This window comes from Pseudomonas sp. 11/12A, assembly GCF_000800055.1.
Taxonomy (GTDB): Bacteria; Pseudomonadota; Gammaproteobacteria; order Pseudomonadales; family Pseudomonadaceae; genus Aquipseudomonas; species Aquipseudomonas mohnii.
Genome location: NZ_JUGV01000001.1, coordinates 1064809 through 1076708 on the forward strand (window position 1 = coordinate 1064809; position 11900 = coordinate 1076708).

Genomic DNA, 11900 nt, shown 5'->3' on the forward strand with positions numbered 1-11900 from the left:
GGGCTGCAATGAGTCGCACGTCGGATCCAGGGAAATAATGGGGACACCCATTTTCGTCTCCATTTTCTGGGACAGGTGCCTGCGAAATCAGGGGCGATTTAAAAAGCCCTGCTCTAGAATGGCCCCAAATGAGCGTGGATCGCTTGTCAAGTAATCATTCAAAGGATGAACACGATGGGCCGCATCGACCATATCTGCCTGATGGCGATCTATAACGACTGGATGAACGCAAAGGTTTATGAAGCGGCCAGACGTCTGACAGATGAAGAGCTGTCAGTGGACAGGAAAGCATTCTTTGGTTCTATTCTCGGGACGTTAAACCACCTGGTGGTCGGGGACACAATCTGGCTAAAGCGATTTGCCCAGCACCCAGCGAATTACTTGGCTCTGGAGCCGATTCGACAGCTTCCTGCCCCCCAAAGCCTCGACCAGTTACTGCTCTCAAATATCCGAGAACTTTCGACATATCGCGTTTGGCTCGATCAGGTAATTGTCGAGTGGTCTCGCTCCATTACAGAGTCAGATTTAGATTACACACTCAATTACACAAGCATGAAAGGAGCTCCCGCTGACAAGAACTTTTATGGCTTGGTCATGCATTTCTTCAATCATCAGACTCATCACCGAGGCCAAGCTACTACTTTGCTGTCACAAGGTGGTGTCGACGTAGGCGATACTGATCTGGTAGCCCTCATTCCTTAGAAGTCCCGCGCATAATTTAAAAACCAGCACTAGACCGGGATTTTCATGTCATGCCGGTAAACCAGCTTGGCCATCTTAAATGACTGAAATGGGGGCGGATTTATATAGTGCGTGTGACCTGACGGAATTTGAACATCATCTCGTATGGGTCCTGGCGACAAGGCTTACGGATAACGGGCACGATCTTGGCTGCGCAAGGGGATGCTGGCTTATTGTGATCTACACTCCCGGGGCGGGTGAGTTGGCGCTTCGCCGCAGGAGTTACTCATTCGCCAGGTAAAGAGACAGCCAGAGTTTCAGTTGGGGCGCGGTCTGGGTGGTGCATGCCAGTCGACAGCAAAACGTTGCTCAGAACAAACGAGGTGAAAATGAACAGGAAGTCTAACCGGGGCTGGACAATGGCTGCGGCACTCGTCGTGGTGGGTTCAACGCTTTTCACGGGGTGTGCGGGCAAGAACGACCCCATCGCACAGGCAGACAAGGCGGACGTGGCCAAGGGCGTACCCGCGCCGAGCCTCGAGCAGACCAAGGCGATCGCCGAGGAAGGCTTTATTTACGGCTTGCCGCTGGTCATGAACTACGCCGTGATGAACGAGTTCGCGGTGGACACCAAGTCCAGCCAGTTCAAGGCCCCCTTCAATCAACTGCATAACGAGCATCGGGTCGCGACACCCGCTGATACCGCCGTCATTACGCCAAACAGTGACACCCCCTACTCGATACTCTGGACCGACCTGCGCGCAGAGCCTCTCGTGATCACCGTGCCGGCAGTCTCCAAAAAGCGCTACTACTCGGTGCAGCTAATCGACGGCAACACCTATAACTACGGCTACATCGGCAGCCGGGCAACTGCAAGTGCCCCCGGGAGCTATCTGATTGCAGGCCCCGATTGGAAAGGGGCGACACCGCCTGGCATCGATAAAGTGTTCAACTCCACGACTCCCTTCTCACTGACGCTGATCCGGACCCAGTTGTTCAATCCAGCCGACATGCCCAATGTCGAGAAGGTTCAGGCGGGTTACAAGGTCCAGCCACTTTCAGCCTTCCTCCATCAACCAGCGCCGGTCGCGGCCCCGAAGATTGATTTCGTACCGGCCACCACGGCTGGCATCAAGGACAATTTCTTCGAGTACCTGTCGGCCGCGTTGGAGTATGTGCCGCCATCGGCCGACGACAAGGCGATTCGGTCGAAGCTGGCCAGCATCGGCGTAGGCCCCGGCCGGCGCTTCGAATTCAAAGACCTCTCGCTGGAACACAAGGCGGTGGTCTTGTTGGGGATGAAAGCTGGCGATGAGAAGGTCGACAAGTTTCTCTCCAGCGGCATGAAAAACATCAACGGCTGGAACGTCGGCGCATTCTTTGGCGACCAGGCGTTCTACAAGGGCGACTGGCTGATGCGTGCCGGCGCCGCGAAGGGCGGCCTTTACGGCAATGACGCCGTTGAGGCGATGTACCCCTATACCCGCACCGACGGTAAAGGCCAGACGCTGGATACCAGCAAGCGCAATTACACGCTGACCTTCCCGGCGGGCAAGCTGCCGCCAGTGAATGCCTTTTGGTCGGTGACCCTGTATGACGGCAAGAGCCAACTGCTGATCAACAACCCGCTCAACCGTTACCTGATCAATTCGCCGATGCTGTCGGCCATGAAGAAAAACGCGGATGGCTCACTGACGCTTTACATCCAGAAGGACTCCCCCGGCAAGGCAAAAGAAAGCAACTGGCTGCCGGCGCCTGACGATACGGTCTATCTGGTGATGCGTCTCTACTGGCCGAAGACCGCACCGCCTTCGATTCTTCCCGCTGGCGAAGGCAGCTGGCAGCCACCGGCACTGGTGGTTTCGAAGTAGTGCGACCCATTGCCGACACTCGCTGCAGGTTGATGTCGGCAAGTGCTGCTTGTTGCCAATAGCTGCCGATCATGAAGGGCAGCTATTGGTCTTAAACAGACATTCACGAAGGACCGGAAGTCATGCGGCCACCCTCACTTGTCTGTCGCCATTACATCTGTTTGCCGTTGCGCGCAGCGATCGCCACGGTGGTCGGCGACTCGGCAAGTGAAACGAACTGTCGTGTCGCGCCATCCAGCGCATCGATGCACCCCGCCTCGATGTCGTAGACCCAGCCGTGCAGATTCATGCGCCCCTGCTCGAGCGCGAGGGCTACCGATGGATGCGTACGCAGATTCGCCAGTTGCGCGATCACGTTTTCGCGCACGAGGCCATCGAGTTTCGCGCGTGGCGTGTCGAACTCATGCGCCGCGTTAATCGCTTTCGCGGCGTCCGAGTGACGTAGCCAGTTAGCGACTGCCGGAAGATGATCCAGACACGTGCAGCGTGAAATCGCGCCCATCGCTCCGCAGTCTGAGTGACCGCAGATCACGATGTCCTGTACGCCGAGCACTGCGACCGCATATTCGACGGTGGCCGAGACGCCGCCGGGTTCGGGACCATACGACGGCACAATGTTGCCGGCGTTGCGAATCACGAACAGTTCACCCGGCTCGCGCTGTGTCAGGAGTTCGGGCACAACACGACTGTCTGAGCAGGTGACGAATAGCGCCTTCGGATTTTGTGTCGTCGCGAGCTGCTTGAAAAGCTCGACGCGTTGCGGATAAACCTCGCGCTGAAAGCGCAGAAAGCCGTCAATAATGTCACGCATGGAGTCCTCCAAACCCGAGTAGCGGATGGTGGCACGAGCACTCGATATGCCATCGCGCCGCTGTGGTCGTCATTATCGCAGACCTCACGCGCGTTGGCTTTACTGGATCAACGATGCACTTCGAGACACGACCAGCGCGGCGAATGTCCGATGCCTCCTGGCAGCCGCCATTGACCTTTCGCTGGCCTGAAAGGCGCGTGAATTGCCTGGTTTTTTAGGCATCCCATTGCTTCTGGCCGTTTTCAGCCGGTCGCCACAGGCAGAGAACGACCAAATGCAGCCTCTCAAAATCCTTGGCGAATCGATGCAGGGCAGGAACCTTCTATTCTTAACGGTTAGACAGTATTTCCTGTGTATCTCTGTGGGGCATTGCATGTTCAAAAACTGGAGTGGTCAGGCCGCGTTGGGGTGACGGCTTTATAAAGTGCAGTGAAAAAACAGATCAGTCCTCATTTTCCCGTCATCAATCAACGACAGGTTGCGAGGGGAACCGGCGGATATGGATTTGCTCGAGCACGCCGTTAGCCTGTATGCGCCGATAGCCTTCCTCATAGATCTTCAACGCCCGCAATCCGTCAGGGTGAGTCAGGCTAAAGCCTATGGTCGCGGTTACCACCCCGCAATTGAAGGCAAACCGAACAGCCTCTTCTGTGCCCGCCAGTTTGGCCTTCTGCTCTTTTGCTTCCAGGTCACTGGTCACGATCAAGGCGGCAGACAGGCGGCGAGCAGCGAGCTTCCGAAGGTTCTGCCCATCAGATTCGGCGCTCTCAAACACTATTCCCGCGGACCGTAGCGCTGTGGCTTGGGTCGAGTACTCGTAGTCTCTGACCGAGCCCACTACCGTGCCGGGCGGCAAGGTGCATGTGCCTTTGCTTGGCTTGGGCAAGGGCGCGTTCACCTGTTCGAAAATGTCATTGTTAACCGTAAAGATGGGTTGCGCGGCCAGTTTGATCTTGCCCTCGAATTCGGGCGACCAACTCATGTTAAAGCAAGCGATGTTCGTGCCATTGAGCACCATGTACTTGCACCGGGCGTAGGGTACGACTTTGAGCTGAACGTCGACCGCCATTTCCTTAAAGGCGGCGACCACTACATCATTGGCGTAACCCGTGCCGTCATGCTCCGACCATGGCGGGGCTGCATCCTCTGCCAGGATCGTCATCGTCTCACGCGTTTCCAGCGCAGCGACGGTGCTCGGAGCCAGTAGATAAAGAAGGCACATCAGCAGCATCGGTCTGGACTGCCACTTGCTTGAGTTCATCTTTGCTGAACGCATGTTTCCTCATTGAACGGTCGTCCCTCATAAACAGTAGGTCGATACCTCGAACACAGGTCGATCGCAGCCCCACTTCCCAGTCGACGATCAATAGGCGCTAATGGCTATCGATGGAAACGCCCGGCAAGACTATGCAGATACTTGGCCGTGTTCAAGAACCGGGGTCATTTTCACCCCAGCGACCCGCAACGACGGCCTGCTTTTTTGGCCCAGATAAAACGAAACCAACGTCCGTCTGTTGTCTGGTCACTAAACCCGAATCGCCATTTGGGCGACGGCGCAGACTATAAGCGGCATGGAATCCGCTCGGTAGGTGAGCCATTCCGAGCTTTTTGTAGGACCCAAGACGACGAAACCTCAGACCTTCCGCCCCCCACGCCAGAAATCCAAACCCAACCCTCAAATGTTCATTGCCCCTGGCTCGTAACTCACCGAAGCTATCCCTATCAACCCTCACGCCGTCGAGATGGACCTCCACCCCATGCAAACCCCCACCCAACCCCAACGCCCCCTCTGGAAAACCTACCTCCTGTTTCTCGCCCCCATGGTCCTGTCGAATTTCCTTCAGGCCATGTCCGGCACCGTCAACAGCATTTACATCGGCCAAATGCTCGGCACTCAGGCCCTGGCCGCCGTGTCCGGCATGTTCCCCATCGTGTTTTTCTTCATCGCCCTGATCATCGGCCTCGGCGCGGGGGCGGGGGTGTTGATCGGGCAGGCCTGGGGCGCACGGGAGAAGCATTTGGTGAAGGCCATCGCCGGGTCGACCTTGTTGTTGGGCTTGTTGATCGGTCTGGTCGCGGCAGTGGTGGGGAGTGTGTTTGCGCGGGCGTCGCTGGTGGGGTTGGGGACGCCGGCGGATGTGCTGGACGATGCGGTGGCGTATGCCCATGTGATGTTGTGGTTCATGCCGACGCTGCTGGTGTTCGTGCTGTTCACCCAGTTGCTGCGCGGGGTGAGCGATACCTTGTCGCCGCTGCTGGCGCTGGTGGTCTCGACCTGTATCGGGTTGGCGCTGACGCCGGCGTTGATTCGCGGCTGGGTGGGGTTGCCGCCGATGGGGATTCAGAGTGCGGCGTTTGCCGGGTTGGTCAGTAACCTGGCGGCGATGGGCTGGCTGGCGTGGCGCTTGATTCGCAGGGGGCATCCGTTGGCGCCGGACCGGGAGTTTTTCGCGGCGATGAAGCTGGACGGGGCGATCCTGGGCAAGGTGCTGCGCATCGGCTTGCCGACCGGGTTGCAGATGGTGGTGTTGTCGCTGTCGGAGCTGGTGATCCTGGCGCTGGTGAACCAGCACGGTTCCCAGGCGACGGCGGCGTATGGCGCGGTGACGCAGATCGTCAATTATGTGCAGTTCCCGGCGCTGTCGATTGCGATCGCGGCATCGATCCTCGGTGCGCAGGCGATTGGGGCAGGGCGCATCGAACGCATCGGCTCGATTTTGCGCACGGGGCTGATGATCAGCCTGTGCCTGACCGGCGGCCTGGTGGTGTTGAGCTATGCGCTGTCGCACTGGTTGCTGGGCCTGTTCCTCACCGAAGAGGCGACGCGAAGCATGGCCGAACACCTGTTGCACATCATGCTCTGGAGCCTGCTGGTGTTCGGCTTCCAGGCGGTCATCGGCGGCATCATGCGCGCCAGTGGCACGGTGATGGTGCCGGTGGGTATTTCCATTGTGTGCGTGGTCGGCGTGCAATTGCCGGCGGCGTACCTGCTGGATGCGCGGTTCGGGCTGCCGGGGGTGTGGATGGCGTTTCCGTTGGCGTACCTGGGGATGCTGGCGTTGCAGACGCTGTATTACAAACAGGTGTGGAAGCATCAGAAGATTGAGCGGTTGGTGTAGGTATCTCGGAATACGCCTGACGTCTGGTGCATCGCGAATGCTGGCGATCCGCCATAACGGGTAGGAGGTGGAATAAAGCGCCGTTCTTTGCTTTAGTCCTTCTGTTGCTGGCTGGCGTGCGCTGGCCACCTCAACCCCTGAGGAGGCTCTGGCCCGGAGCGTTCCATGAACTTTCGATTCCCTCGTTTCACCCTCCTGGCGGCCCTCTTCGCGGCGGGCGCCCAGCCCGTCGCCGAGGCGGCGCAGTACGCCGATGTCAACACCACGGCCAGTACCATCAGCTTTACCTTTGACCAGATGGGGGCGAGCGTGTATGGCACCTTTTCCAGGTTCGAAGGCAGCCTCTATTTCGATACGGTCAGGCCCGAATCGGCCCATGCCAGGTTGATCATCGAGCTCGACAGCATCGATGCCGGCAGCAGCGACGCCAACAGCGAACTGAAGAAAACCGCCTGGTTCGATACGGCGGTTTATCCGCAGGCGATTTTTGAGTCGAACGGCGCCAAAGACCTTGGCAACAACCGCTATCAGATCACCGGTCACCTCACGCTCCGTGGGCAAACACGGGAGGTAGTGGTGCCGGTTCTGCTAAAGGTGGAGGACGCCATCGGCATTTTCGACGGTCAGTTAACGCTTAAACGCAGTGACTTCAACATCGGCGAAGGGGAGTTCGCCAGCGGTGTGGTTTCCGACGACATCAACATCCGGTTTCGCATGGTCGCGCCGCAACGCAGCGATCAAGCAATGCCCGTTACTGAAGGGAGATAGTCATGCCAAAAAAAATCATCATCGCCTTTGATGGTACCTGGAACCTGCCGGATCAGGCGCCGGAAATCGACGGCGACTCGAGCACCAACGTCGTTAAATTGCATGATGCGATCCTGCCCGCGCACAAGGACGGCACGGTCCAGCATGCGGTGTACATCGCCGGTGTGGGCACCGATTGGTACGACAAGCTTGAAGGCGGGGCATTCGGGGTCGGCCTGTCGAAGAAGATCAAGGAAGGTTACCTGGCCCTGGCCAAGAGTTACGAAGACGGTGATCAGGTGTACATCATCGGCTTCAGTCGCGGCGCTTATTCGGCGCGCAGCCTGGTGGGGCTGATTCGAAACGTCGGGTTGCTGACCAAACGACACCTCAATCGTATCGATGAGGCCTACAGCCTGTACCGCACCCGTGACTCCAGCGCCGACACCGAAAACGCCCAGTACTTTCGGCAAAGCTACTCGCGGGAAATCGAGATCCACTTCCTGGGCGTCTGGGACACGGTCGGGGCGTTGGGTGTTCCGTTCAAATCGGCCGAGTGGTTCAACCACAAATATTACGAATTTCACGACACTGAGCTCAGCGGGATTGTGCGCAATGCCTTCCATGCCGTGGCCATCGATGAACATCGGGAAAACTACGAGTGCACGCTGTGGGACCCGATCGCCAAGCCCAATCAGGTCATGGAGCAGCTGTGGTTCTGTGGGGCCCATGCCAACGTCGGAGGCGGTTATGCCGATAACAACCTGTCGGATATTCCGCTGCGCTGGATGGCCAACAAGGCCATGGACTGCGGGTTAGAGCTGGACCCGATGAAAATTCCCCGGCAGCCGAAAAACCTGCCGGACGTCACCGACTCCTACAGTGATTTCCTCGGTGGAACCTACCGCTTGCTCAATGCCCGGTATTTCCGGCCGGTCGGCACCAAGACCTTCGGCCAGGAATGCATCGATGACAGCGTGCAGCAGCGGGTGACCACGGTGGGCACGTATCGGCCCAAGAATCCGGTGGGTGTGTTCTTGTCTGGCGATTACCGACCGCTGAACAAGATCAGTTGATCCCGCGCCATCGTACGCACGCGCGTTCGATTGCGGAGTCATCGCTCCAGAGTGATCGGATCTGCAGCCCATTTTTCCCCGGCGGCGGGGTACCTAGCATGGCTCCACTCATTTCAGTGGAGCTTTGCCATGAACGATTCACCTGCATTACCGGCCAACCCCGCGCTCGCCCAGGGGCAGCCGTCCTCCTGGCGCGACTGGCTGTCGGTGTATTCGGTGGCATTGGGCGCCTTTGCCTTTGTCACCACCGAATACCTGCCCGTTGGCGTCCTGCCGTCTATCTCCAGCAGCCTGGGCATCACCGACGGGGTGGCCGGGTTGATGGTGACCGTGCCGGGGATCGTCGCGGCCATCGCTGCGCCTGCAATCATGTTGGGGGCTGGGCGGATGAACCGCCGGCAGTTGCTGTTGTTGCTGACGCTGTTGCAGTTGATTGCCAACCTGGTGTCGGCCATCGCGCCGTCGCTGCCAGTGATGCTGCTGGGACGGGCGTTGTTGGGGGTGGCGCTGGGTGGTTTCTGGGCGGTGGCGATTGCCGTGGCCGGGCGACTGGTCAGTGAATCGAACGCCGCCAAAGCCACGGCGTTGATCTTCGCCGGCATTACCTTGGCCACCGTGTTTGGCGTGCCGTTCGGCACCTTTCTCGGCAGCTTGTTCTCCTGGCGCGTGTCCTTTGCCGTTGCCGCGGCATTAGCGCTGCTGGCCTTGATCGCCCAAGGCCTGACCCTGCCTTCATTGCCATCCCGGGACGGCTTGCAGGTGCGCGCGCTGCTGAGCTTCCTGGCGCGCAAAAACGCCCGGCGCAGCATGTTGCTGCTGGGCCTGGTGGTGGCGGCGCACTTCTCGGCCTACACCTACATCGCGCCATTTCTTGGCCGTGAAGCGGGCTACTCGACGGGCGCCATCACCTCGATCCTGTTGGGCTTCGGCCTGGTCGGCATGCTGGCCAACTTCGCCATGGCCAGCGGGGTTGCCCGGCACCTGCGGGCGTCGTTGGGTGCGGTGGTGCTGCTGATGGTCATCGCGCAACTGGCGTTGCCGCAGTTGCAGGGAGCGGGTGTGGTGTTGGCGGTGCTGGCATGGGGCATTGCCTATGGCGCGATTCCGCTGGGTGTGAGCACCTGGATGCAACTGACTTCGCCGCAGTTGCCGGAAGCGAGTTCGGCGATGCTGGTCACCATGTTCCAGGTGGCGATTGCCTCGGGTTCGTTGTTCGGTGGCTGGATGGTGGATCATCACGGCGTACCGTCGGCGCTGTGGTTGGGCGCAGGCATTGGCATGCTCGGGGTGGCGGTGATGCTCAGCTTCGGCCTCGGCAAGGCACCGATTGCCGAGGCGCTGCAACGCTGAGTTCAGCCCTTGAGAATGTTGTCCTTGAAGTAATCGATCAACACCCGCAGCCTCGGCGCGGTCTGCTTCGAGGCGGGCCAGAGCATCCACAGGTTGCCGGTATGGTCAGTGTAATCCTCCAGCACCACCTTCAGCCTGCCGTCGGCGAGTGGCTGGCGGATTGAAAAGTCCGGCAGGCAGGCAATCCCCACCCCATCGATCGCCAGGTACGTCAGCGGGTCCATCGTCGTACAGGTCAACGCCTTCGACAGGTGCGGCTCGATGTGCGTTTCGCCAATCCGCAGCGGCCAGCGCTCGATCATCCCGGTGGCCGGAAACTTGTGCAGCAGGCAGACGTGGCCGATCAGGTCGTCCGGATGCGTCGGCTCGCCGTGCTCTCGCAGATACTCCGGCGATGCCACCAACTGCAATTGATAGCCGCCCAGTTTACGCGCCATCAGCCGCGAATCTTGCGGTGCGCCGGTGCGGATCACCGCATCGAACCCTTCCTCGATCACGTCCACCATGCGGTCGGACATGTCCACGTCCAATTCGATGTCCGGGTAGGCGCGCATGAACCCGGCCAGCACCGGCATGATCAACACGTTCTGGATCGGCACGCTGATGCGCACTTTGCCCCGTGGATTGGCGGACAGGTCCAGCAGCTCCATTTGCGCGGCTTCCACTTCACTGAGGATGCGTTTGCAGCGGTCCAGGAACAGCTCGCCTTCGGTGGTCAGGGTGACGCTGCGGGTGCTGCGGTGGAAGAGCCGGACACCCAAGCGTTCCTCCATCCGCGCCACGCTCTTGCCCACCGCGGACGAGGAGATTTCCAGCAGGCGCCCGGCTTCGGTGAAGCTGCGGGTTTCGGCCACTTGAATGAAGGCCGTGATACCGCTGAGGCTGTCCATCATGGGATGTGCTCGGTGCTGGGAGGGTTAACGCAGAGTAGAGGGGGGAGGGGCAATTGCAAAGCAGAGGTTTGGCCTGGAAACCGGGTGGCCCCATTCGCGAGCAGGCTCGCTCCCACAAGGGGTCTTTGGCGAGCACATTATTCGTGCACGACGCAGACCCAATGTGGGAGCGAGCCCGCTCGCGATAGCGATGTTGCATCCAGCGCCAATGTCAGGCGCTGTGCTGATAGACCGGATAATCAGTAAATCCCACCTCGTTACCCCCGTAAAACGTCTCCCGGTCGTAGGCGTTGAGCGGCCGGTCATGGCGAATGCGCTCCGGCAAGTCGGGGTTGGCGATGAAGTCACGACCGAAAGCCACCAAGTCTGCGTCGCCTGCCTGGAGGATCTGCTCGGCCGACGTGGCGGTGAAGCCACCGGCGGCAACGATCAGACCGTTGTAATGCCGGCGGATCAACTGCGCGGCCACCGGGTTCTGGTCCTTGCTTTCATCGATGGAATTGCCCAGTACCCGGGGCTCGATCAAGTGCAGATAGGCCAGTTGCAGCGGTGCCAGCTGCTGCGCGACGTAGACGAACAGGGCTTCGGGATCACTGTCGTGCATGTCGCCGAAGTTGCCGCTGGGCCCGAGCCGCACGGCCACGCGTTCGCTGCCCCATACCGAAATCACTGCACGGGTGATATCCATCAGGAAGCGCGCACGCTTGGCAATGGTGCCGCCGTAGGCATCGGTGCGGCGGTTGCTACCGTCCTGCAGGAACTGGTCGATCAGGTAACCGTTGGCGCCGTGGATTTCCACGCCGTCGAAACCGGCTTGCAAACCCCGTTGCGCGGCACGGCGGAAATCTTCGACCAGCGCCTCGACTTCCATTTCGTCGAGAGCGCGGTGCGGCGTGCTCGGCACCCAGCCGTTGGCGGTGTAGGCAACGCCGTTGTAATCGACCTGCGAAGGCGCGACCGGTGGCGCGCCGTCGGGCTGCATGTCGCTGTGGGACTGGCGACCGGCATGGAAGAGCTGCAGGAAAATCCGCCCGCCCTTGGCGTGGACGGCTTCGGTGATGGCCTTCCAGCCCGGAATTTGTGCATCGTTATACAGGCCGGGCGAACCGAGGTAGCCGTTGCCGGTGGTGGACACAACCGTCGCTTCGGAAATGATCAGGCCGCCATCGGTGGCGCGTTGCGAGTAGTACTCGGCCATCAACGCACCCGGCAGGTCGCCGGGCTCCGAACGCATGCGGGTCAGCGGTGCCATGACTACGCGATGGCTGAGGGAGTAGGGGCCGATCTGGATGTTGGACAGCAGGGTGGGGTGTCTCATGGTGATCTCCGTTAAATGTCTGGAGGCCACCTTA

10 protein-coding genes are annotated in these 11900 nt (G+C 59.7%); 6 read left to right on the top strand and 4 right to left on the bottom strand.

Features of this window, described 5'->3' with window-relative positions; genetic code table 11:
- Window positions 1-174 precede the first annotated feature (174 nt).
- Both GQ39_RS04995 and GQ39_RS05000 read left to right on the top strand, forming a co-directional pair.
- Entirely contained in the window at window positions 175-702 is a 528-nt protein-coding gene (locus GQ39_RS04995; protein WP_047527820.1) for a DinB family protein, read from the top strand.
- Window positions 703-1100: 398 nt separating this feature from the next.
- Window positions 1101-2552 carry a DUF1254 domain-containing protein gene (locus GQ39_RS05000; protein WP_047527821.1) on the top strand — a complete coding sequence of 484 codons (1452 nt, stop codon included), beginning with the start codon at window positions 1101-1103 and terminating at the stop codon, window positions 2550-2552.
- Window positions 2553-2703: 151 nt separating this feature from the next.
- Here the strand turns inward: GQ39_RS05000 and GQ39_RS05005 are convergent, their stop codons facing one another.
- Both GQ39_RS05005 and GQ39_RS05015 read right to left on the bottom strand, forming a co-directional pair.
- Window positions 2704-3363: a carbonic anhydrase gene (locus GQ39_RS05005; RefSeq protein WP_047527822.1), complete on the bottom strand. Its 660-nt coding sequence runs from the start codon at window positions 3361-3363 to the stop codon at window positions 2704-2706.
- Between the two features lie 463 nt (window positions 3364-3826).
- On the bottom strand, window positions 3827-4639 hold the full coding sequence (locus tag GQ39_RS05015) for a transporter substrate-binding domain-containing protein (RefSeq protein WP_047527825.1): 813 nt from the start codon (window positions 4637-4639) through the stop codon (window positions 3827-3829).
- 481 nt (window positions 4640-5120) lie between these two features.
- On the opposite strand from GQ39_RS05015, the gene GQ39_RS05020 reads away from it, so the two are divergent.
- The 4 genes from GQ39_RS05020 to GQ39_RS05035 all read left to right on the top strand — a co-directional run bounded on the left by GQ39_RS05020 (window position 5121) and on the right by GQ39_RS05035 (window position 9655).
- Window positions 5121-6482 (top strand): MATE family efflux transporter, encoded by a 1362-nt coding sequence (locus GQ39_RS05020; protein ID WP_047527826.1) that lies wholly within the window; start codon window positions 5121-5123, stop codon window positions 6480-6482.
- A 165-nt stretch (window positions 6483-6647) separates the two neighbouring features.
- The gene (locus tag GQ39_RS05025; RefSeq protein WP_052193472.1) at window positions 6648-7250 is read left to right on the top strand and encodes a YceI family protein; all 603 of its coding nucleotides are present in this window, start codon (window positions 6648-6650) and stop codon (window positions 7248-7250) included.
- 2 nt (window positions 7251-7252) lie between these two features.
- On the top strand, window positions 7253-8305 hold the full coding sequence (locus GQ39_RS05030) for a DUF2235 domain-containing protein (protein ID WP_047527828.1): 1053 nt from the start codon (window positions 7253-7255) through the stop codon (window positions 8303-8305).
- A gap of 129 nt (window positions 8306-8434) precedes the next feature.
- Window positions 8435-9655 carry an MFS transporter gene (locus tag GQ39_RS05035; RefSeq protein ID WP_047527830.1) on the top strand — a complete coding sequence of 407 codons (1221 nt, stop codon included), beginning with the start codon at window positions 8435-8437 and terminating at the stop codon, window positions 9653-9655.
- Between the two features lie 2 nt (window positions 9656-9657).
- Here the strand turns inward: GQ39_RS05035 and GQ39_RS05040 are convergent, their stop codons facing one another.
- Both GQ39_RS05040 and GQ39_RS05045 read right to left on the bottom strand, forming a co-directional pair.
- Window positions 9658-10545: a LysR substrate-binding domain-containing protein gene (locus GQ39_RS05040; RefSeq protein WP_047538459.1), complete on the bottom strand. Its 888-nt coding sequence runs from the start codon at window positions 10543-10545 to the stop codon at window positions 9658-9660.
- A gap of 214 nt (window positions 10546-10759) precedes the next feature.
- Window positions 10760-11866 (bottom strand): alkene reductase, encoded by a 1107-nt coding sequence (locus tag GQ39_RS05045; RefSeq protein ID WP_047527832.1) that lies wholly within the window; start codon window positions 11864-11866, stop codon window positions 10760-10762.
- Window positions 11867-11900: the final 34 nt, after the last annotated feature.